Origin of the sequence: Microbacterium sp. NPDC089696, from assembly GCF_044749125.1 — a bacterium.
GTDB lineage: Bacteria > Actinomycetota > Actinomycetes > Actinomycetales > Microbacteriaceae > Microbacterium.
On the sequence record NZ_JBIVHF010000001.1, the window covers coordinates 1487003 to 1508206 of the forward strand.

The 21204-nt window shown below is 70.4% G+C and carries 20 protein-coding genes; 13 read left to right on the plus strand and 7 right to left on the minus strand.

What is annotated here, in order from left to right:
• The 3 genes from ACIPY8_RS07270 to ACIPY8_RS07280 are packed head-to-tail and all read right to left on the minus strand — an operon-like array spanning window position 1 to window position 3541.
• The gene (locus ACIPY8_RS07270) at window positions 1–1179 is read right to left on the minus strand and encodes a glycosyltransferase family 4 protein (protein WP_400816520.1); all 1179 of its coding nucleotides are present in this window, start codon (window positions 1177–1179) and stop codon (window positions 1–3) included.
• The gene (locus tag ACIPY8_RS07275; protein WP_400816522.1) at window positions 1176–2351 is read right to left on the minus strand and encodes a glycosyltransferase; all 1176 of its coding nucleotides are present in this window, start codon (window positions 2349–2351) and stop codon (window positions 1176–1178) included. The genes ACIPY8_RS07270 and ACIPY8_RS07275 overlap by 4 nt, the downstream gene beginning before the upstream one ends.
• Complete coding sequence (locus ACIPY8_RS07280) at window positions 2348–3541, minus strand: hypothetical protein (RefSeq protein ID WP_400816524.1); 1194 nt, start codon at window positions 3539–3541, stop codon at window positions 2348–2350. Before ACIPY8_RS07280 ends, ACIPY8_RS07275 begins: the two co-directional genes overlap by 4 nt.
• Window positions 3542–3717: 176 nt before the next feature.
• Between ACIPY8_RS07280 and ACIPY8_RS07285 the strand changes: the two genes are divergently transcribed.
• Window positions 3718–4392 carry a GCN5 family acetyltransferase gene (locus ACIPY8_RS07285; RefSeq protein WP_400816526.1) on the plus strand — a complete coding sequence of 225 codons (675 nt, stop codon included), beginning with the start codon at window positions 3718–3720 and terminating at the stop codon, window positions 4390–4392.
• A gap of 7 nt (window positions 4393–4399) precedes the next feature.
• Here ACIPY8_RS07285 and ACIPY8_RS07290 read toward each other — a convergent pair whose 3' ends face one another.
• Entirely contained in the window at window positions 4400–5305 is a 906-nt protein-coding gene (locus ACIPY8_RS07290) for an LpxD N-terminal domain-containing protein (RefSeq protein WP_400816528.1), read from the minus strand.
• Window positions 5306–5393: 88 nt separating this feature from the next.
• Between ACIPY8_RS07290 and ACIPY8_RS07295 the strand changes: the two genes are divergently transcribed.
• The 9 genes from ACIPY8_RS07295 to ACIPY8_RS07335 all read left to right on the plus strand — a co-directional run bounded on the left by ACIPY8_RS07295 (window position 5394) and on the right by ACIPY8_RS07335 (window position 16378).
• Entirely contained in the window at window positions 5394–5612 is a 219-nt protein-coding gene (locus ACIPY8_RS07295) for an acyl carrier protein (RefSeq protein WP_400816530.1), read from the plus strand.
• Window positions 5605–6372: an SDR family NAD(P)-dependent oxidoreductase gene (locus ACIPY8_RS07300; protein ID WP_400816532.1), complete on the plus strand. Its 768-nt coding sequence runs from the start codon at window positions 5605–5607 to the stop codon at window positions 6370–6372. The genes ACIPY8_RS07295 and ACIPY8_RS07300 overlap by 8 nt, the downstream gene beginning before the upstream one ends.
• Before the next feature lie 27 nt (window positions 6373–6399).
• Entirely contained in the window at window positions 6400–7407 is a 1008-nt protein-coding gene (locus tag ACIPY8_RS07305) for a 3-oxoacyl-ACP synthase III family protein (RefSeq protein ID WP_400816534.1), read from the plus strand.
• Window positions 7401–8585, plus strand: a complete 1185-nt coding sequence (locus ACIPY8_RS07310; RefSeq protein WP_400816536.1) for a glycosyltransferase family 1 protein — start codon at window positions 7401–7403, stop codon at window positions 8583–8585. Before ACIPY8_RS07305 ends, ACIPY8_RS07310 begins: the two co-directional genes overlap by 7 nt.
• Entirely contained in the window at window positions 8575–9756 is a 1182-nt protein-coding gene (locus ACIPY8_RS07315) for a hypothetical protein (protein ID WP_400816538.1), read from the plus strand. The genes ACIPY8_RS07310 and ACIPY8_RS07315 overlap by 11 nt, the downstream gene beginning before the upstream one ends.
• Window positions 9757–9784: 28 nt before the next feature.
• The gene (gene wecB, locus ACIPY8_RS07320; protein ID WP_400816539.1) at window positions 9785–10852 is read left to right on the plus strand and encodes a non-hydrolyzing UDP-N-acetylglucosamine 2-epimerase; all 1068 of its coding nucleotides are present in this window, start codon (window positions 9785–9787) and stop codon (window positions 10850–10852) included.
• Between the two features lie 45 nt (window positions 10853–10897).
• Window positions 10898–12190 carry a nucleotide sugar dehydrogenase gene (locus ACIPY8_RS07325; RefSeq protein ID WP_400816541.1) on the plus strand — a complete coding sequence of 431 codons (1293 nt, stop codon included), beginning with the start codon at window positions 10898–10900 and terminating at the stop codon, window positions 12188–12190.
• Between the two features lie 14 nt (window positions 12191–12204).
• The gene (locus ACIPY8_RS07330) at window positions 12205–14328 is read left to right on the plus strand and encodes an acyltransferase family protein (protein WP_400816543.1); all 2124 of its coding nucleotides are present in this window, start codon (window positions 12205–12207) and stop codon (window positions 14326–14328) included.
• A gap of 97 nt (window positions 14329–14425) precedes the next feature.
• Window positions 14426–16378 carry a DUF6541 family protein gene (locus ACIPY8_RS07335; RefSeq protein WP_400816545.1) on the plus strand — a complete coding sequence of 651 codons (1953 nt, stop codon included), beginning with the start codon at window positions 14426–14428 and terminating at the stop codon, window positions 16376–16378.
• A gap of 15 nt (window positions 16379–16393) precedes the next feature.
• On the opposite strand, the gene ACIPY8_RS07340 is transcribed toward ACIPY8_RS07335, so the two are convergent.
• Window positions 16394–17374, minus strand: coding sequence for a glycosyltransferase family 2 protein (locus ACIPY8_RS07340; RefSeq protein WP_400816547.1), 981 nt, complete (start codon window positions 17372–17374; stop codon window positions 16394–16396).
• On the minus strand, window positions 17367–17795 hold the full coding sequence (locus ACIPY8_RS07345) for a GtrA family protein (RefSeq protein ID WP_400816549.1): 429 nt from the start codon (window positions 17793–17795) through the stop codon (window positions 17367–17369). Before ACIPY8_RS07345 ends, ACIPY8_RS07340 begins: the two co-directional genes overlap by 8 nt.
• A 62-nt stretch (window positions 17796–17857) precedes the next feature.
• Here ACIPY8_RS07345 and glf point away from each other — a divergent pair, with 62 nt between their 5' ends.
• From glf to ACIPY8_RS07360, 3 genes are read left to right on the plus strand one after another with little or no spacing between them, the layout of a single operon-like run.
• Window positions 17858–18994: a UDP-galactopyranose mutase gene (glf, locus tag ACIPY8_RS07350; protein WP_400816551.1), complete on the plus strand. Its 1137-nt coding sequence runs from the start codon at window positions 17858–17860 to the stop codon at window positions 18992–18994.
• 10 nt (window positions 18995–19004) lie between these two features.
• Window positions 19005–19823: an ABC transporter permease gene (locus ACIPY8_RS07355; protein ID WP_400816553.1), complete on the plus strand. Its 819-nt coding sequence runs from the start codon at window positions 19005–19007 to the stop codon at window positions 19821–19823.
• Window positions 19823–20557, plus strand: coding sequence for an ABC transporter ATP-binding protein (locus ACIPY8_RS07360; protein WP_400816555.1), 735 nt, complete (start codon window positions 19823–19825; stop codon window positions 20555–20557). Before ACIPY8_RS07355 ends, ACIPY8_RS07360 begins: the two co-directional genes overlap by 1 nt.
• A gap of 53 nt (window positions 20558–20610) precedes the next feature.
• On the opposite strand, the gene ACIPY8_RS07365 is transcribed toward ACIPY8_RS07360, so the two are convergent.
• Complete coding sequence (locus ACIPY8_RS07365; protein WP_400816556.1) at window positions 20611–21204, minus strand: hypothetical protein; 594 nt, start codon at window positions 21202–21204, stop codon at window positions 20611–20613.

A 21204-nucleotide genomic window follows, 5' to 3' on the forward strand; every position in this document is an offset into this window, starting at 1 on the left:
TCAGCTCCTCCGCTCTCCGGCCGCGGAGGCCTCGATCACGTCCACGACGCGGGAGGCGACCGCGGTGAGGGAGTGCTCCGCGGCCGTCCACTCGGCGAGGGCGACCCGCTGCTCTCCGCTGAGCGGATCGTCGGCGAACACCGCCATGGCCTCGGCGATCTGCGCGGGGTCGTAGTCGCACACGACCCCGGCGCGGACCTCGGCGTTCGCCCGGTCGAGGAACGCCGCGGTGGGTCCGGGGCCGGCGAAGACCACGGGGCAGCCGGCCGCCATCGACGAGTAGGCCTTCGTGGTGAACGCGTACTCGTACCCGCCGCCGGGCCGGAGCGTCGCGATCGTCGCGACGGCGCGGTGCAGTTCGGGGAGCAGCTGCTCGCTCGGAATCGTCTCGACGAACTCCACGGCGTCGTCGACCCCGAGTTCGCGTGCCCGGCGCTCGAGCAGGTCGCGCTCGCTGCCGTTGCCGATGAAGCGCAGCCGGTAGCCGGGGTGCGTCGACGAGAACGCGGCGAACGCGTCGACCGCGGCATCGGCCCCGTGCCACGGCGAGTACGTGCCCGCGTAGAGGAGAACACGGTCGGTCGGCGTGTCCGTCCGCACGGGCGAGAGGAACGCCGTCGTGTCCGCACCGAACCCGGTCACCGTGACCGGGCGGTCCACGCCCATCGCCCGCACCCGGTCCATCACGCCCTGGGAGATGGTCACGAGGCTCCGCGCGCCCTGCATCGCGAACCTCTCCATCATTCGCAGCACGCGGATCACGGTGCGCGACCCCGTCGCCTGCTCGGCGGCGTCCGACCAGATGTCCGCGGCGTCGTACACGTAGGGGATGCGGCGGATCGCGCAGACCACTCGGACGACGAGCCCGGTGGTGGGCGGCGGTTCCATGAGGACGACATCGGGGCGTCGCAGCACGAGCAGCCGGAAGAACAGCGGGACGTCGAAGCTCAGATACTGGAGATACCCCTTGACGTAGCCGCTCCGGTCGCGCAGCACGGGCATCATCCGCACGGTCTCGACGGTGCTGCCGACGGGGATGCCCGCGGGAGGGCGCACCGTGACGACCGTCACGTCGTGACCTCGCGACGTGGCCTCGTCGGCGACGGCGCCCAGGTACGACGATGCCGCCGACGGCTCCGGCCGGTAGATGCGCGTGGCGATGGCGATCCGCACGGTCACTCCGCGAGGAAATGCGTCATCAGGACGCGTCGCGAGAAGTCGCCGTTGTGCAGGCGACGCACGAACTCCCGACCGGTCGCGGCGATCCCGCGGTACTCGTCGCGGCGGGCGACGATGTCCCGCAGGACCTCCTCGAGCGTGTCCGGGGTGGTCTCGGGCACCGGGAGCGGCATGCCGGCGTGACGCTCGACCTCCTCGCGCGCCTGCGCGGTCACGTGCGCGAGCACAAGGCGGCCGGCGGCCATGCCCTCGCACGCCGCGACCCCGTAGTCGCCGACGCGGAACTGGTCGAGGATGACGTCCGCCGAGGCCATGACGCCGGGCATCTCGTCGTTGGGGACGCGATCCAGCTGCACGAACTCGATCACACCCTCGTCGTGCAGCCGCTGCGCGATGGGGATGATCAGCGGCGAGCCCTTGACGTGCGGGTTGGTGGGGGCGTGGATCACGCGGATGCGCTCCCGCTCCAGCAGCGGGGCGTCGTTCGCCCATCGCTCCGGATCGATCACGACCCCGAGGAAGTGCGCGCGGGGCAGATCCACGAGGAGGCCCGCGGTCGACACGAACGTCGGCACCGCGATGTCCTCGATCGCCCGGAGGTTCTCCGACACGGCCTTCTCGACCAGCTCGGCCGCGACCCATTCGTCGCTGTCCGTGAAGTGCGACCACGGCGTCGAGGTGAGGTGCGTCGAGGGCAGCCGCACATCAGTGCCGTGGCCGACGATCCCGACCCGCACGCCGCGCTCCTGGAGCAGGGCGACCTGGCGGCGGAGGTCGCCGGAGAACAGCCCGCCGACGATCGGGAAGCAGGCTTCGATGAGGACGTGCGTGTACTCGGCGGCGATCGTCTCGACCATCGACCGCTGCCAGGCGCGCGAGTGCTCGGTGGTGCGCCACGTGACCGTGTAGTCGGCCGGGTACTGCAGGAGGTTGTTCTCGGCGTGCACGTAGTTCACGGCGGAGACGGTGCCGTCCGCCTCGGCGGCGCGCGACCACCGGTAGCCCTGGCCGGCGTAGTTGACCGGACCCACGAGCATCCGGATCGGCCGGGATGGATCGGGATGCGGCGGAGGGGGCGGCGTCACCCCGCGGAGACGGTCCGCTGTGGATGCCACGGCGTCCTGCACCGGCTTGGGGAGGAGCTTCCAGAGAGCTTCGAGACGGGGGTTCACCGGGTGGGGTCCTCTCGTTGCGACGGCGGAGCCGCCAGCCAGAGCCGATCGAGCACCGCGGCCGAGCGTCGGCCGTCGTGGACGGCTGCGACGAAGTCGCGGCCCGCGGCACGCAGGGGATCGAGGTCGTCGTGGGCGGCCAGCCCGCGCAGCACGCTGCCGATGGTCTCGGGCGTGGCCTCGACGACGGGCGGTTCCGAGCCGGTCGCCGAGGCCACACGGGCCCGGACGCGATCGGCGAGATGCCCGACGACGACGCAGCCGGCGGCGAGCGCCTCGCAGGCGGCGACGCCGTAGGAGCCGATCCGGAGCTGGTCGATGACGACGTCGGCGGCGGCGAAACGCGCGGGCATCGCCGCCGAGGGGACGCCCTGGATGAGATCGAGCACGATCACGCCCTCGGCCTCGAGTGCGCGGAGCTCGTCGAGCACGAGGTGCGTCCCCTTGATCACCGAGACGGACGGGGCGTGCGCCACCCGGAGGGGAGCGTCGGGGGCGCGCTCGCTGCGCGGCGTGTCCCAGCGGGCGAGGTCGACCACGACGGGGCACCAGGCGGCGTCGGGCAGATCGTCGAGGAGGTCGGGGGTCGAGACGAACACGGGGCGACCGCTCCGCTCGAGCAGGGCGATGTTGCGTGCGGCGAGGGTCTCGTCGCGTGTGGCATAGATCCCCGGGTCGGAGTAGTGCGACCAGGGGTTGTCCCGCATGTGCCGGGAGGGCAGCCGCACATCGGTGCCGTGAGCGAGGAACGCGACGTCGACGCCGCCCCGCACCAGGGCGTCGGCCTGACGGGCCACGGAACGCCCGAGCAGGCGTCCGAACGGCGGCTCCTCGGCCTCGATGAGGACGTGGGTCGCCTCGAGGGCCGCGCGAAGCTGGCGCTCCTGCCATTCGGTGTCGTTGTGATAGGTCGGCACGGGCACGAGGAGGTCCGCGGCGTAGTCGAAGCCCCCGGGCACGTGGATCGCCATGTTGCGCGCCGAGACGCCGTCGAGGTCGCGCTCGAGAGCTCGCGCCCACTCGTAGCCCTGGCCCGAGTAGTTCACGGGGGCGATGAGGACCCGGCGGTCCGCGGGAGCGAACTCCGTGACCCCCACGCTGCCGGGGATCGGGGTGCCGTAGCGTCGGGCCGCGAGACGGCCGACGAGGCTCGTGGGGCTGTCGGCGATCCGGTCGATCAGAGCGTTCACCCACCGCGGGATTCTGTTCCTGTTCACGTTCGAGGAGCGGTCTCCGGGCGGCGGGAAATCATGCGCCCAGTCTACTGAGAGCGTCGCGTCTCGGTGTCTCCCGCGCGTGCGGCTAACATGGGCGGGGTTGCCGCGACCCCGATCGGCGGACCGGAACAGACACGAACGGTGGATCGATGACCCCCTCAGAGCCCGGAAAGATGGGCTTCGCCCTCAAGGACTACGCGGCGACCCTGCACGCCTATCTGGACGCGGGATACGCGGTCACGAGCTTCGAGAAGTACCTCGACGATCCGCAGCCCAAGCACCTGGTGCTCCGTCACGACATCGACAACAGCATCGAGCAGGCCATGCGCGTCGCCCGCGTCGACGCGGAGGCCGGCTGCACCTCGAGCATCTTCCTGCGCGTCCACGCCCGCGGCTACAGCATCATGAGCCTGCCGTCGCTCATGATGATCCGCGAGATGGAGGAGCTCGGGCACGAGGTCCAGCTGCACCTCGAGGGCGGCATCGGCGAGGTCATGGGCGGCACCAACCTCGAGTGGGCCGAGAAGCAGCGCACGGTGTTCGAGACCGCCGTGGGGCGCCCCCTCGGCGGCTTCAGCCTGCACGAGCCCGCACGACTCGGCGGCTTCGAATTCGCCTCCGAGCTGCTCGAGCGCTGGTCGGACACGGTGCGCTACCACTCTTACGAGCCGCGCTTCATGATGCCGAGCATGAAGTACCTGAGCGACAGCAGCGGACACTGGCGCGAGGGGCACTTCGCGCTCTGGGTCGACCGCGAGCCGCTGATCCAGGTGCTCACCCACCCGTTCTGGTGGTTCGAGAAGGTCCCCGCCGAGAACTACTGAGCCGCGCTCAGCGCGGGTTGTCGCCGAGTCGCTTGGCGGGGTTGCCCACGCGCACCTCGTCGGCGGGCACGGACTTCAGCGCCACGGCGCCGATGCCGAGCAGGGAGTGCCGGCCCAGCGTGACGCCCTGGATCACGGACGCGTTCGGGCCGATCCAGGTCTCGTCCTCGATCACCACGCTCCCGGAGATCTCGGCGCAGGCGGTGATGATGACGTTGCGACCGATCCGGCAGTTGTGCGCGATGTGGACGTGGTCGTCGATCTTCGTGTGGTCGCCGACGCGCGTGGGCGAGATCGTTCCCGAGCACACGGTCGTGAAGTTCCCCACCTCCACGTGATCGTCGATCACGACGGAACCGAGGTGCGGGATGCGGATGTTGTCGCCGCGCTCGTCCTTCTCCATGCCGAAGCCCTCCTCGCCGATGACGGCGTGGCTCTTGATGAGCGCGTGCGCGCCGATCGCCACGTCATGGCCGATCACGACGTGGTCGCGCACCTCGGAGTGCTCTGCGACACGCGCCCCGGCCCGCACCACCGTGTACTCGCCGATGTGCGCCGTCGGGTGGATCTCGGCCGTGGGGTGCACGCGTGCCGTGTCGGCGATCCCGGGCTCGGGGCGACGGGCGAAATGCGCGGCGACGATCAGGGCGAACGCCGCGCGCGGGTTCTCGACCGGGATCATGGTGCCCCGCGCGTCGTCGACCTCGGCCGCCGCCGGGACGAGCACGACGGCGCCCGCGGCGAGGGCACGGCCGAACGCCTCGCCGTACTTGACCGGATCGACGACGAACGTGAGCTGCGCGGAACCGGCCTCCCCGAGCGGGGCGAGGCCCGTCACGTCGCGGTCGTCGCCCACGAGGACGGACGACATCTCGGCGGCGAGGGCGGAGGCGGTGACGACGGAAGCGCTCATGCTCCGACCCTATAGCGGGGCGGCGCGGCCGCACGCCGGGCGGCGTGGCCACCCCGTGCGTCCGCGGGGGAGCGGATATGATCGACGCATGGATGAGAAGGCGTTTCTTGAGCTCGTGGCGGAGATCCTCGAAGTCGAGGTCGGAGAGGTCTCGCTGACCGACGACCTCGACGAGATCGGCTGGGACTCGCTCGCCAACATCAGCTTCATCGCCGAGGTCGATGAGCGGGTCGGCGTGACGATCGAGGCCGACGAGCTCGCCAAGGCGAAGACCGTTCAGGATCTGCGCGCACTCGCCGGTGCCTGACGACACCTCGTTCCTCGCCCTCGACGGTCGCGCGATCGTCGTCTCGGGGGCGACCTCCGGGATCGGCCGAGCGACCGCCGTCGCCGCGAGCAGGCAGGGCGCCAGGGTCGCCCTGATCGGCCGCCGTCCGGCGGAGCTCGCGGAGACCAGGGCGATGCTCGACGGCGACGGACACGTGTCGGTCGAGTACGACCTCGCGGACCACGCCGGCGTGACGGGCATGCTCCGCGACGTCGCGGCGGAGATGGGACCGCTCAGCGGCCTCGTGCACGCCGCCGGCATCCACGTGACGGCGCCGCTGCGCATCGCGACGGCAGCGCAGACGGCCGAGCTCCTCGACATCAACGTCACGAGCGCCCTCATGCTCGCGAAGGCGTTCCGGCATCCGCGGGTGCGGGCCGAGGACGCGAGCATCGTGCTGCTCTCCTCGGCGGTCGGCCTCGTCGGTGAGGCCGGAGTGAGCGCGTACGCCGCGAGCAAGGCGGCGGTGGCGTCGCTCGGCAAGTCCCTCGGACTGGAACTCGCCCGCGAGCGCATCCGCGTGAACAGCATCGCGGCGGGGATCGTCGAGACGCCGCTGACGGATCGCCTGAGGGCCGGCGTCGGTGCGGACGGGTGGGCGCAGATCACCGCCGCGCATCCGCTCGGCCTGGGGACCGTCGACGACGTGGCGCATGCCGCGCTGTATCTGCTCTCGCCCGTGTCGCGCTGGGTGACCGGATCCGTGCTGGTCGTCGACGGCGGGTACACCGCGAGGTGAGGCCGGGCGGTCGGTAGACTCGACGCCATGGGTGCCCGCATCTCCGCAGTCGACTACTACCTCCCCGAAGCCGTCCTCACGAACGAGGACCTCTCGGCCGAATTCCCGGAATGGAGCGTCGAGAAGATCTCGGCCAAGACGGGGATCGATCGCCGTCACATCTCCGGACCCGAGGAGTTCTCCTCGGATCTCGCGATCGCCGCGGCGCGCAAGCTCTTCGAGCGCGACGGCATCCGACCCGAGGACGTCGACTACGTCATCCTGTGCACGCAGAGCCCCGACTACTTCCTGCCGTCCACGGCCTGCATCGTGCAGGACGCGCTCGGCATCCCCACGTCGGCGGGGGCGACGGACATCACGCTCGGCTGCTCCGGCTACATCTACGGCCTCGGTCTGGCCAAGGGCCTCATCGAGTCCGGGCAGGCCGCGACCGTGCTGCTCGTGACGGCCGACACGTACACGAAGTTCATCAATCCGGCCGACAAGTCGGTGCGCACCATCTTCGGCGACGGCGCCGCGGCGACGATCGTGACGGCCGACGGCGACGCCGACGCCCTCACCGCGATCACCTACGGCACCGACGGCTCGGGGGGGAAGAGCCTGATCGTCCCGAACGGCGGGCTCCGCTCGGGGGCGGCGCTCCAGCCGAAGGCCGACGCCGCCGTGCGCGAGCTCGTGCAGTCCGGGTACGACCTGTACATGGACGGGCCGGACATCTTCAACTTCACGCTGCGCGTGGTCCCGGAGACCGTCGAGGAGATCCTCGGCAAGGCCGGACTCGAGCGCGACGACGTCGACCTCTTCGTCTTCCACCAGGCGAACGCATTCATGCTCGACCACCTGCGCAAGAAGCTCGGTGTTCCGGCCGAGCGGTTCTTCGTCTCGCTCGCCGAGTCCGGCAACACGGTGTCGTCGACCATCCCGATCGCGCTCGCGGACGCCGAGCGCTCGGGTGCGCTGAAGCCGGGCATGCGCGTCATGCTCGTCGGCTTCGGTGTCGGTCTCTCCTGGGGCGGACTGGTGGCGACGTGGTGACGTCCGACGGTCGCTCGACCGCCGGACGCGCCACGCTCCTCATCCTCTCCTTCGTGCCGATCGACGGCGATCCGCGCGTCATCAAGCAGGTCCGACGCTTCGTCGACGAGTACGACGTCACGACCTGCTCGCCCGGACCGTCGCCGCACCCCGGCGTCACGCACATCGAGATCACGGGCGACCACACGCCTCCGCGAGGACTCCTCACACGTGCGCTCGACGAGGTCGCCCACCGCACCGAGTGGTTCCGCCGCATGTACTTCCAGACGCCGGGCGTCATCGAGACCATGCACCGCCTCGCGGGACGCCGCTTCGACGCGGTGATCGCGAACGACGCCGAGACGGTGGGCGTCGCCTGTCGGCTGTTCGGGGCTGATCGCGTGCACGCCGACCTGCACGAGTTCTTCCCCGACATGGGGTTCGAGGACTCGCCGATGGGGAAGCGCCACCAGCGCTACTGGACGTGGATGACGCGGGAGCTCGTGTCTCCGGTGGCGTCGTCCACGACCGTCGGCCGCGAGATCGCGAAGAAGTACCACGAGTTCGGGCTCGAGCCGGGCGTCGTGACGAACTCGACCCACCTCCGCGATCTGCCGTTCCGGGAGGCCGGTCCCACGATCCGTCTCGTGCACAGCGGCAATCCCTTCCACGAGCGCAGCCTCGCCGAGATCATGCGCGCCGTCGCCGCATCGCCCGCCGACGTGAGCTTCGACCTGTACCTGACGTGGAACCCCGAGAAGGACAGGGCGGAGTTCGTCGCGCTCGCCGAGGAGCTCGGCCCCCGGATCACGGTGCACGACCCCGTCGCGCAGTCGGTGTTGATCGAGACCCTCAACGAGTACGACCTCGGCATCCACATCCTGCAGCCGGTGAGCACGAACAACGTCATGGCGCTGCCCAACAAGTTCTTCGACTACGTGCAGGCGCGACTCGGCATCATCGTCGGCCCGTCGGTCGAGATGGCGCGGCTGGTCCGCGAGCACGACCTGGGGGTCGTGACGGAGGGGTTCGCCGAGTCCGAGATCGCGTCCGCGATCGACGCGCTGACGATCGAGCGCGTGAACGGATTCAAGCAGTCCGCGATGCGCGCGGCCGACGCGCTCTCGGCGGAGCGACAGGTCGAGGTCTGGGCGGACGCCGTCCGTCGGATCGTCGACTCCTCGACGCATGCCCGCTGATCTCGGCGCACGCGCCTACCGTCTCGCCGTCGCCGCGCTGCCTGCGGCGATCGCGGGGCATGTGCTGCCCGGACTCGCGCGGCAGTTCCGCGAGACGGGCGTCACCCCGATCGCGGACGCCCGTCGGCGTCTGCTGATCGGACCGGTGAACTCCGCGGGTCAGGGATACGCGTGGGCGCGGGCCGCGGAGACGCTGCCCGACGTCGCGGCGGCGAGCACGATGTTCCGCGGCGGTGACGACGTCTTCGGCTTCACCGCCGACCACGTGATCCCCGCGTCGGCGCTGATCGCCAACCAGCGGTGGCGGCGCGCGCAGGGCGAGAACATCCGGCGTCGCTTCACCCACGTCGTGATCGAGTCCGGTCGGCACCTCCACGAGGTCGACGGCGACGTCCTCGCGGCCGTCCGCGAGCTCCAGGACGCCGGGATCCGAGTCGCGCTGCTCTGGCACGGCAGCGACATCAGACTGCCCAGCGCGCACGCCCGGGACGAGCCGGACTCGCCCTTCGCCCCCGGGCGCTACGGGGAGACCGACGCCCTCGAGCGGATCGCGGCCGCGAACGCTCGACTCACCGCCGCCGCGGACGTCCCGGTCTTCGTGTCCACCCCCGACCTCCTCCCGTTCGTCCCCGGGGCGACGTGGATCCCCGTGGTCGTCGAGCCCGAGCGCTGGTCATCGGCCGCGGCGGCTCCCGCGCTGCAGGGCGAGGGGCCGATCCGGGTCGTGCACGCGCCGACGCGGGCGGGGCTGAAGGGCAGCGACCAGATCGCCGACACCATGCGGAGGCTGCACGACGAGGGCGTCGTCGACTACCGCGAGGTGCGCGGCATCCCGGCGGAACGGATGCCCGAGCTCTACGGATCGGCCGACATCGTCCTCGACCAGTTCCTCGCGGGCGCGTACGGGGTCGCAGCGTGCGAGGCGATGGCCTCCGGAAGGCTCGTCGTGTCGCATGTCTCGGACGACACCCGTCAGGCGATCCGCGACACCACCGGTGCCGAGCTCCCGATCGTCGAGGCGCGCTGGCGGGACCTGGAGGACGTCCTGAGGCGCATCTCGGCGGACCGCGGCACCTCCGCGAGGCTCGCCGCTGCGGGGCCGGCGTTCATCCGGGACGTGCACGACGGGACGCGCTCCGCCGCCGCGCTGGCGGCGTTCCTGGATTCGTGATCCCGATCTGCTCGTAGAGTGGTTCCCCGTGAAGATCATCAGCGTCGTCGGTGCGCGTCCTCAGTTCGTCAAGCTCGCCCCGATCCACCACGCCGCCCGAGCCGCCGGTGTCGAGCATGTCATCGTCCACACGGGTCAGCACTACGACCCGATGCTGTCCGACGTGTTCTTCGAGGACCTCGGCATCGGGCAGCCCGACGTGCACCTCGGCGTGGGCAGCGGGTCGCACGGCGTGCAGACGGGCGCGATGCTCGCCGCGCTGGACGCCGTCTTCGACGAGCACCGGCCGGACTGGGTGCTGGTGTACGGGGACACGAACTCCACGGTCGCCGCGGCCCTGAGCGCCGTGAAGATGCACCTTCCGGTCGCCCACCTGGAGGCGGGGCTGCGCAGCTTCAACCGACGGATGCCCGAGGAGCACAACCGGGTGATGACCGATCACGCCGCGGATCTGCTGCTCGCGCCGACGCAGGTCGCGGCCGACCACCTCGCGCACGAGGGACTCGCCGAGCGGACGGTGCTCGTCGGCGACGTCATGACCGACGTCCTGTACGAGGTGCGCGATCGGATCGGGGATTCGCGTCCCGCGCTCCTCGACGAGCTGGGGCTCGACGCGGGGGGCTACCACGTCGCGACGATCCACCGCGCGGAGAACACCGACGACCCGGAGCGTCTCGCGCAGATCGTCGACGCGCTCGCCTCGCTCGAGCACCCCGTCGTCCTGCTCGCGCACCCGCGTGTCGTCGCGAAGGCCGCGGAGCACGGGATCTCCCTCACCCGGGGCTCGCTGGTGTCCCACGCCCCGCTCGCGTACCCGGACCTCATCGCCGCGGCCCTGTCGAGCCGCGGGGTCGTCACGGACTCCGGAGGTCTGCAGAAGGAGGCGTTCCTGCTCCGCATCCCGTGCACGACGGTGCGCACCGAGACGGAATGGGTCGAGACGATCGAGCTGGGCTGGAACGTCCTCGCGCAGACCGCGGAGGAGATCGCCGCCGGTGTCGGCCGCGCGCGACCCGCGGACACGGATGCGGCGCCCTACGGCGACGGCCGCGCCGCCGGACGCGTGATCGACGTGCTCCTCGGCGCGACCGGCTGACCCGCGCGCGACGAGGGACTCCCCGCGCCCCATAAACTGGTCCTCATGCGTATCGCCGTCGTGGCCCTGGGAAAGATCGGGCTCCCCCTCGCCCTGCAGTTCGCGGACCGCGGGCATGATGTGATCGGCGTCGACGTGAACGCCGCCGCCGTGGAGACCATCAACGCCGGGATCGAGCCGTTCCCGGGGGAGGCGCACCTGCAGGAGAAGCTCACGGCCGCGCTCGCCGCGGGACGTCTGCGCGCCACGACCGATTACGCCGAGGCGATCCCGGGCGCGGACGCCGTGGTCGTCGTCGTGCCGCTGTTCGTCGACGAGGTCACCGCCGAGCCGGAGTTCGGCTGGATGGATCAGGCGACCGCGTCGCTCGCCGCCCACCTGACGCCCGGCACGCTCGTCTCGTACGAGACGACGCTGCCCGTCGGGACCACGCGCGGCCGGTTCGCCCCGGCGATCGAACGTCTGTCCGGACTCACGGAGGGGGAGGACTTCCACGTCGTCTTCTCGCCCGAGCGCGTGTACTCCGGGCGCATCTTCGCCGATCTGCGCAAGTACCCCAAGCTCATCGGCGCGTTGTCGGACGAGGGCGGTCGCCGGGCGCGCGAGTTCTACGGCGCCGTGCTCGAGTTCGACGTGCGTCCCGACCTCGCCCGGGCGAACGGCGTCTGGGACCTCGGCAGCGCCGAGGCGGCGGAGATGGCCAAGCTCGCCGAGACGACCTACCGCGATGTGAACATCGGGCTCGCGAACCAGTTCGCGCTGTACGCCGCCGACAACGGCATCGACGTGTACGAGGTCATCGAGGCCTGCAACTCCCAGGTGTTCAGCCACATCCACCGGCCCGGCATCGCCGTCGGCGGACACTGCATCCCGGTGTATCCGAAGCTCTACCTCTCCACCGATCCGGACGCCGACATCGTGCGCACCGCTCGCGAGCTCAACGAGTCCATGCCCGCGCGTCTCGTGGAGCGCGCCGCCGAAATGCTCGGCTCCCTCAGCGGACTGCGCACGGTCGTGCTCGGCGCCGCCTACCGCGGCGGGGTGAAGGAGACGGCCTTCTCGGGGGTCTTCCCGACGGTGGAGGCGCTGCGCGCGCGGGGCGCCGAGGTCGCGGTGCACGATCCGCTGTACACCGACGAGGAGCTCCGTCGCCTCGGCTTCGAGCCCTACCATCTCGGCGACGCCGTCGACGTCGCGATCCTCCAGACCGATCACGCCGACTACCGCGAGCTCGAGCCCGCCCAGTTGCCGGGCATCTCGCTCCTGGTCGACGGGCGCGCCGCGACCGACGCCGAGCGCTGGGTCGGCGTGCCGCGACTGGTCGTCGGCCGGGGCTGAGCGCGCCGAGGACGGTGCGTGACGACGTGACGACGGTCGAGCGCTCGTCGACGGACCGTCCGCCGACCCCGCCCCGGGCGGCACGGTTCCGGCCGGACGTCCAGGCGCTCCGAGCCGTCGCGATCCTCGCGGTCGTGGCCAATCATCTGTGGCCCACGCGTCTCACCGGCGGGTACGTCGGCGTCGACGTGTTCTTCGTGATCTCCGGGTTCCTCATCACGAGCCACCTCGCTCGGGAGCACGCCGAGACCGGGCGCATCGCGCTGGCCGCCTTCTACGCCCGGCGAATCCGCCGTCTGCTCCCTGCCGCGCTCCTCGTGCTCGCGGCCGGTGCCGTGGGGACGATCCTCCTCCTGCCGTATCCGCGCTGGGAGCGTGCCGGGTCGGAGATCATCGCGAGCGCCGGCTACGTCGAGAACTGGTTCCTCAGCGCGATGTCCGTCGACTACTCGGCGATCAACGATCAGGCGACGATCGCCCAGCATTACTGGTCGCTGTCCGTCGAGGAGCAGTTCTATCTCGTGTGGCCGGTGCTGCTGATCGGCGCGTGGTGGTGGGCGCTCCGGCGTTCGGCGCGTCCCGCGCGCACCGCCGCGGTCGTCCTGGGCGTGGTCGTCCTGGCGTCGTTCGGCACGAGCGTCGTCCTCACGACGAGCATGCCGGAGCAGGCGTACTTCGTCACCGTGACCCGTGCCTGGGAGTTCGGCGTCGGCGGGCTCATCGCCCTTCTCGGCACGAGAAGGCTGCCGCGGTCCATCGCCGACCTCGTCGCGATCGCCGGTCTCGTCGCGATCGTCGCCTCCGCGGCGCTGTTCGACTCCGACACGCCGTTCCCGGGCGCGGCGGCTCTGGTCCCGGTGCTCGGGACGGCGGCCGTGATCGTGGCGGGCGTCGGGCACGCGCGGCTCGGGCACTCCGTGATCACGGCGACGCGCCCCGTGCAGTGGATCGGCGACGTCTCGTACTCGCTGTACCTCTGGCACTGGCCGCTCATCGTGCTCGTGCCGTTCGCGGTCGGCGCCGAGATGTCGACGATCATGCGGATCGGGATCCTCGGCGCCGCGTTCCTGCTCGCCTGGGCGACCTTCCGGCTCGTCGAGCGACCCGGCCAGCGCTGGCGCCTGCTGCACGGGCGTCCCCGCCGATCGCTGATCGCGATGCTCGCGGGCATGGTGGTCGTCGCCTTGCTCGGCGGAGGTCTGATCGCCGCGGGGCGGGCGCAGGCGGACGCCGACGTGCCTCCGGAATCGGTGGAGATCCAAGCGTGCGTCGGACCGCAGGCGATGGAGTCGGGCGCCGACTGCGCCGATGCCTTCGGCCCGGCGCGCGACGTCGTGATGGGGTCGGGCAACGCGTACTTCGCGACGCCTCCGGAGTGCGCGGCCGACCCCGCCCTGTTGCCGTTCGGCGATCGCACCGCCACCGTGGTGTGCGACTTCGGCGGAGGGACGGACGCGCCGCGGGTCTGGCTCGTCGGAGATTCCCATGCCCAGCAGTGGCAGGGCGCTCTGTTCGATCTCGCCCGGGAGCGGGGCTGGATCGTGACGACGACGTTCGGCGGCGGGTGCCCCGTCCTCGACGCACCGTACGTCGGGTTCCGCACGCCGTGGACGGCCGCCGAGCGCGAACGGTGCACGGACTGGTCCACCGCCGTGCAGGAGGCGGTCCGCGAGGAGAGACCCGACGCCGTGTTCACGTCCTCCGCGGGCAGCGTCGAGCTCGTCGACGACGGCACGGGCCGGCCGCAGCAGGAGCAGTTCGTGGACGGCCTGCTCCGCACCTGGCGCGCCTGGTCGGCCGACGGCATCCCGGTGATCGCCCTGGGAGGAGTGCCCTACAACGGCGAGGTCCGCTCACCCGACTGCCTGCTCGTGAACGCGCGCGACCCGCTCGCCTGCGCGGTGCCCGTCGACGAGGCTCTGCCCGCCGATCCGTACCTCGCCGCGGCCGCCGCCGCGGCCGATCCGGGGATCCGCGCGTTCGATGCGCACGCCTACTTCTGCGACCAGGAGGTCTGCCCCGCGTCGATCGGCGGCGTCGCGGTGTTCTACGACGCGGATCACCTCAACCTCGACTACGTGCGGCGGTTCGCGCCGATGCTCGGTGCGCTGCTCGACGAGGGGAGCGGGCGGGGCTGACAAGCGGGCGCGGATACGATGGATCAATGGAAATCGTCGGATCCGGCCGCACCGCCTCCCCGGTCTCTCCCGTCACCGCACGGGGCGGACGCGCCTGATGGGCTGGACCGACCAGGCGGGGACAGTCCTCGTCGCGCTCGCGGTCGTCCTCCTCCCCGGTGCCGCCGCGGCACTGGCGGTGCGGCTGCGGGGCTTCACCGTCCTCGCGGCGGCCGCGCCGCTGTCCCTCGCGATGCTCGCGGCCGCCGCACTCGTGAACGTGATCGTCCCGTTCCACTGGTCCGTCCTCGGCTGGGCCGTGGGCGGCGTGCTCCTCCTCGTCGCCGCGTTCGCCGTGCGGGTGCTCGTCGAGCGCCTCGTCGTGCGGGGCCGGCTGCCCCGCGAGGAGCCGGGCCGGGCCGGCTGGTGGCGCGAAGCGCTCCCGTTCCTCGTGGTCGTCGTCGTCTCGGTGCTCGCCGCGGGGCGACTGATGTCGGCCTTCGGGGCCCCGTCGAACATCTCGCAGACGTTCGACAACATCTACCACCTCAACGCCGTGCGCCAGATCATGGACGACGGTTTCATCGCCCCCACCCGTCAGCTCCTCCCGGGCTTCTATCCGGATCTGTGGCACATCGTCGTCTCGACCGTGGCCGAGCTGAGCGGCGCCGGGGTCGCGGCCTCGGTCAACGTCGTGAGCATCGTCCTGGGCGCCGTCGTCTGGCCGATCTCGTGCCTGTGGCTCGTGCGGACGATCGTCGGCGCGCACCTCGGCGCCACGGTGACAGCCGGAGCGCTGTCGATCGGCATGGCCGCGTTCCCGCTGCTCATGCTCGACTTCGGCGTCCTGTACCCGAACGTGCTCTCCATCGCGCTGCTGCCGTCGGCCGTCGCCGCGGCGGTGCTGGTGGCCGGCATCGGCAGGGGGGAGCGCCCCGACCCGATTGTGCGCTGGACTCTCCTCGTGGCGCTCGTGCCCACCGTCGCGCTCGCACACCCCAGCACGCTGATGGCCTTCCTGCTGCCCGGCTTCCTCATCGCATTCACGGGTGTGGCGCTGTGGGCCCGTCGCGAGCGCACGGAGCACCGAGCTCCCGCCCGCCGTCGCGGGGCTCTCGCCGCGCTCGTCGGCGTCTTCCTGGTCGCGGTGGCGGTCTTCATCGTCGCCCGGCCGAACCCGGGGCTCGCCTTCTGGCCGCCGTCCGCCACCCTGCAGGACGCGCTGACGCAGATCGTGTCCGGTGGATTCGTGTGGCGCCCGGCCGCCTGGGTGGTGTCCGCGGTCGCGGCCCTCGGTGTGCTCACCGTGGTGATCGCGCGACGGTGGCGCGTGCAGTGGTGGCTCGTGGCGTCGACGGCGGGGATGCTCGTGGTGTTCGTGGTCTGCATCGCGTTCCCGATGAGCGGGTTCCGGTACGGACTCACCGGCACCTGGTATCAGGACGTCTACCGCATCGTGGCCCTGCTCCCGACGTTCCTCGTGCCGCTGGGCGCGCTGGGCGTCGTGGGCGTCGTCGCCGTCCTCGCGCGTCTCCTCCGCGCCGACGACCGTCCCGCGCTGCGGTGGGTCCCCGCCTCGTCGGGCGCGATCATCGGCGTGGGCATCCTGCTCGCCACGCAGACCGGTGCGGCGCTGGCGGAGGAGACCGCCAACACGGCCGTCATGTACCAGCAGGAGGAGTGGTCGCCGCTGCTCACGAACGACGAGCGGACCTTGATCGACCGACTGCCGGAGACCGTGCCCGCCGACGACGTGATCGTCGGCAGCCCGTGGACGGGAACCTCGTTGAGCTTCGCCCTGGCGAACCGCCGGGCGCTCGTCCCGCACATCTTCCAGGAGCTGTCGGCGGACATGACGACGATCACCGAGCGGTTGAACCGGGTCGGCGACGACCCGGAGGTGTGCGCAGCTCTCGAGCGCACGCACACGCGCTGGGTGCTCGACTTCGGCACGGCCGAGATCCACAACGACGATCACTCGTACCCCGGGTTGTCGGACCTCGGCGACGTGGTCCGTCTGGCCGACAGCGAGGGCGAGGCGAAGCTGTACGAGATCGTCGCCTGCGACTGACGGTCGGGATCCGGCTCAGTCCGCGAGCGGTGAGCGCGCCGGCGCGAAGGGCTTGCGGTCGGGAGCGTCCGGCGTCGCCTGGATGTCGAGCTGCAGCGCCGCGAGGAGCATCTGGAATCCGATCATGAGCGGGAGCGCCGCGAGCATGACGGTGGCCGCGGTCGCGACGACCGACGCCGCGATCTGGAACATCACCCAGATCGTGATCCCGAGTCCCACGAGGGTGAAGAACAGCCCGGCGAAGAGCAGGAGGGCGATGGGGGAGAACGACCACAGCACGTAGCGGTACCAGATCCGCGACCAGTAGCCCACGGTGAGGCGGTGCAGCAGCTCGGGGATCACCTTGCTCAACCGGATGCTCGACACCTCCTCGCCGTAGACGGCAGGGATCGGGACGTCGGTGGCGGAGACCTGGGCGATGTTGAGGCGGATCAGCAGGTCGTTCTCGAAGCTGTAGCGGCGGGCGACGCGCTCCAGAGCGATGCGGCTCAGGACCTCGGTGCGCACGGCGGTGTAGCCGTTCTGCGGGTCGAAGAGGTTCCAGTAGCCGGAGGAGAGCTTCGTGAAGAACGACAGCACGATGTTGCCGAGCACGCGGTACCCGGGCATGCCGCGGAACGACTCGGGGGAGTAGAACCGATTGGCCTTGGCGAATCCGAAGCCGCCGTCGGTCACGCGGTCGAGCAGGTCGGGGAGGTACGCGGGGTCCATCTGCGCGTCGCCCGCCATGACGACGTTGACGTCGGAGCCCAGCTCCATGGCGGCGCGATGCGCGGTGATGATCGATCCGCCGACGCCCTGGTTCTCCTCGTGGCGGATCAGCGTGACCCGCGGATCGTCGAGGCCGCGGACCACGTCGCTCGTGCCGTCGGGGCTGCAGTCGTCGACGATCACGATGTGGTCGACGAAGTCCGGCATCGTCGTGATGACCGTGGCGATCATCCGCTCTTCTTTGTAGGCGGGGACGACGGCCGCGATCACGGCGTTCTTATACATCGGTGCTCCCGGATCGGGGGGTGGCGAACACCCAATGACGATACGCGAAGAAGTTCCAGACGGTCGTAGCGACGACCGCGACGACCTTGCCGACGAGCCAGCCGCCGCCGAGGGCGTCCACCGCCCACACGATCCCCGTGGTCGCGAGCGTGTTGAAGATCACGAGCGCGGTGTAGCGGGCGACGCTCGGCACGACCTTGGCGTCCGAGGTGAACGCGACGATGCGCTGCAACGTGTACGTCACCGCGAACGAGGCGAGGAAGGACACCGGCGTCGCGATCGCGAGCGGGATGCCGATCACCTCGTGCGCGAGCCACAGCAGCCCCACGTCCACGAGGAAGCAGAAGCCTCCGACGACCAGATAGCGCACCGCACTGTGCGCCCACAGGCGCTGCGCGGCGGCGCTGAGGGGATGGGGCATGGGATCGATTCTCTCAGACCCCGCGTTCAGGTCCGTCCGGTGCTCCCGGATACGATGGACCCATGGATCTTCTCGTTGTCGGATCGGGCTTCTTCGGTCTCACCATCGCAGAGCGGGCGGCGGACGCCGGTCGCAAGGTCACGGTCATCGACCGTCGGCACCACATCGGCGGCAACGCCTACAGCGAGGCGGAGCCGGAGACCGGCATCGAGGTCCACCGCTACGGCGCGCACCTGTTCCACACGTCGAACGCGACGGTCTGGGAGTACGTCAACCGCTTCACGTCCTTCACGAACTACGTGCACCGCGTGTACACGACCCACAAGGGCACCGTGTTCCCCATGCCGGTGAACCTCGGGACGATCAACCAGTTCTTCCAGTCGGCGTACACACCCGACCAGGCGCGCGCTCTCGTCCGCGAGCAGGCCGGCGAGTTCGACGTGAAGTCCGCCGCCAACTTCGAGGAGAAGGGCATCGCCCTCGTCGGCCGCCCCCTGTTCGAGGCGTTCTTCCGCGACTACACCGCGAAGCAGTGGCAGACCGACCCGCACAAGCTGTCCGGCGACATCATCAGCCGCCTGCCGGTGCGGTACACGTACGACAACCGCTACTTCAACGACACGTGGGAGGGCCTGCCCACCGACGGCTACACGGCGTGGATCGAGCGGATGGCCGATCACCCGAACATCGAGGTCAAGCTCGGCGTCGACTTCTTCGACGAGTCGCAGCCGCTGAACAAGAAGGCGATGGTCGGCCAGGTGCCGATCGTCTACACGGGCCCGGTCGATCGCTACTTCGACTACACCGAGGGCGCGCTGAGCTGGCGCACGCTGGACTTCGAGCAGGAGGTGCTGAACGTCGGCGACTTCCAGGGCACGAGCGTCATGAACTATCCCGACATGGACGTGCCCTACACGCGCATCCACGAGTTCAAGCACTTCCACCCGGAGCGCAAGGACGTCTTCGAGTCCGACAAGACCGTCATCATGCGCGAGTTCTCGCGCTTCGCGGACCGCGAGGACGAGCCGTACTACCCCGTGAACACCCCGACCGACCGTGACGGGCTGCTTGCCTACCGCGAGCTCGCCAAGGGGGAGCGCGACGTGCACTTCGGCGGACGGCTGGGGACGTACCAGTACCTCGACATGCACATGGCCATCGGCTCGGCGCTGTCGCTGTGGAACAACACTCTCTCCTAGACTCATCATCGTGAGTCACGCTGCTGTCGGGGCGCCCGGGACGCCCCGGCGCTATCTGCATTCGCTCTGGCTGCTCTCGGCGCGCGATCTGAAGGTCCGCTACTCGACGAGCTTCCTGGGCTATCTGTGGTCCGTGCTGGACCCGCTCGTCATGAGCGCGATCTACTGGTTCGTCTTCACACAGGTCTTCCACCGGGATGTCGGCGAGGAGCCGTACATCATCTTCCTGATCAGCGCCCTGCTCCCGTGGGTGTGGTTCAACTCGTCGGTGTCGGACTTCACGCGCGCGTTCAAGAAGGATTCCCGGCTCGTGCGCTCCACCGCGATCCCGCGGTCGATCTGGGTGAACCGGATCGTGCTCAGCAAGGGCATGGAGTATCTGTTCTCGCTTCCCGTGCTCGTGATCTTCATCGTCGTGAACCTCATCGTCGAGACGCACCCCGATCAGACCGTGCAGATCGGCTGGGGCATCCTGTGGCTCCCGGTGGCGATGTTCCTGCAGACCATGCTGCTCGTCGGCCTCGGACTGCTCATCGCGCCGCTGTGCGTGCTGTACGTCGACCTCGAGCGCACCACGGCCCTCATCCTGCGGGCGATGTTCTACGCGACGCCGATCATCTACAACGTGACCGATCTGCCGGGCTTCGCGCAGACGCTCGGCGCCTTCAACCCGCTCGCCGGGATCTTCATGCTCTATCGGATGCCGTTCTTCCCCGATCAGTGGAATCCGTTCACGCTCATCGTGAGCGTCGCGATGACGGTCGTGATCCTCGCGCTGGGCGTCTGGGCGTTCCGCGCCCTCGAGCGTCCCGTGCTGAAGGAGCTGTGATGACCGAAGCCATCGACGTCCGCGGGCTCGGAGTGCACTTCCGCCGCAACCGGCGGGGGCGGCGCAGCTTCAAGGACATGTTCGCCGGTGCGTCGCGGCGCTCCCGGCCCGGAGAGTTCTGGGCGCTGCGCGACGTCTCCTTCTCGGTGCAGCAGGGCGAGTCGATCGGCGTCGTCGGGCGCAACGGCCAGGGCAAATCGACGCTGCTGCGGCTCGTCGCGGGCGTGCTGCTCGCCGACGAGGGACACGTGCGGGTGACGGGCGGCGTCGCACCGCTGATCGAGATCACCGGAGGCTTCGTCGGCGATCTGACCGTGCGCGAGAACGTGAGACTGACCGCCGGTCTGCACGGGATGTCGCGGGACGAGGTGTCCCGTCGCTACGACGACATCATCGCGTTCGCCGAGCTCGCCGGGTTCGAGGACACCCCGTACAAGCACCTGTCGAACGGCATGAAGGTGCGCCTGGCGTTCTCCGTCGTGTCGCAGCTCGACGAGCCGATCCTGCTCGTCGACGAGGTGCTCGCGGTGGGCGACAAGGCCTTCCGCGACAAGTGCTACAAGCGGATCGATGAGCTCCTCGCCGAGGGGCGCACACTGTTCTTCGTGAGCCACAACGAGCGGGACCTGCGGCGTTTCTGCACGCGCGGTCTGTATCTCGACAAGGGCGGTCTCGTGCTCGACGCTCCGATCACGGACGTCCTCGACCGCTACAACGCCGACTACAACGCCTGAGCCGTCCGCGCCGGTCGAGGGAGAGCGGCGGCCCGCCCGCCTCGGGGCCGGACTCAGAGGCCGAGGAGCACGTTGAGCTTCTGCAGGGAGGACTGTGCCGCCGCCCGCGTCGCCGCCGTGTCGCCGCCGGCGTCGACGGTCGAGCGCAGGCTCGCGAGCGAGGACATGTAGGAGGTGACACCGTCACGCCACTGCGTCGCGATCGACGAGGGTGCCTGGGCGTCCGACATCCGCTGGGAGTCCTCCTGCAGGGTCTGCACGACGGATGCCGCGTCCGGACCCGTGAGGCCGGCGATCAGATCGAGCCCGCGGCCGCCGTCCTCGAGCCATCCACCCACCTGTGCACGGAACGCATCGACCGTCGGGTCGATGACAGGGGGCTCGGTCACGATCGGCGGGTCGGTCGGCGGCGCAGTGGGCGTCGGGGTCGGAGTGGGAGTCGGCGTGGGTGTCGCCGTGGCCGACGGGGAGGGAGAGGGCGTCGGATCGGGGTCGTCCTCACCTCGCGGGATCAGGACGAACAGCAGCACGCCCACGATCACGAGGGCAGCGACTGCCAGGCCGACGATCAGCCAGACGCGGCCGCGGTTGTTCCGCTTCGGGGGAAGGGGCGCCCAGCGGAGCTCGGGCTGCTGCTCGTCCGTCAC

Coding starts and splice junctions, on each gene's coding strand:
- glf (WP_400816551.1), top strand. CDS start 17,858: ATGGATCTTCTCGTTGTCGGATCGGGCTTCTTCGGTCTCACCATCGCA.
- ACIPY8_RS07295 (WP_400816530.1), top strand. CDS start 5,394: ATGGATGAGAAGGCGTTTCTTGAGCTCGTGGCGGAGATCCTCGAAGTC.
- ACIPY8_RS07315 (WP_400816538.1), top strand. CDS start 8,575: ATGCCCGCTGATCTCGGCGCACGCGCCTACCGTCTCGCCGTCGCCGCG.
- ACIPY8_RS07285 (WP_400816526.1), top strand. CDS start 3,718: ATGACCCCCTCAGAGCCCGGAAAGATGGGCTTCGCCCTCAAGGACTAC.
- ACIPY8_RS07290 (WP_400816528.1), bottom strand. CDS start 5,305: ATGAGCGCTTCCGTCGTCACCGCCTCCGCCCTCGCCGCCGAGATGTCG.
- ACIPY8_RS07360 (WP_400816555.1), top strand. CDS start 19,823: ATGACCGAAGCCATCGACGTCCGCGGGCTCGGAGTGCACTTCCGCCGC.
- ACIPY8_RS07325 (WP_400816541.1), top strand. CDS start 10,898: ATGCGTATCGCCGTCGTGGCCCTGGGAAAGATCGGGCTCCCCCTCGCC.
- ACIPY8_RS07305 (WP_400816534.1), top strand. CDS start 6,400: ATGGGTGCCCGCATCTCCGCAGTCGACTACTACCTCCCCGAAGCCGTC.
- ACIPY8_RS07345 (WP_400816549.1), bottom strand. CDS start 17,795: ATGCCCCATCCCCTCAGCGCCGCCGCGCAGCGCCTGTGGGCGCACAGT.
- ACIPY8_RS07340 (WP_400816547.1), bottom strand. CDS start 17,374: ATGTATAAGAACGCCGTGATCGCGGCCGTCGTCCCCGCCTACAAAGAA.
- ACIPY8_RS07335 (WP_400816545.1), top strand. CDS start 14,426: ATGGGCTGGACCGACCAGGCGGGGACAGTCCTCGTCGCGCTCGCGGTC.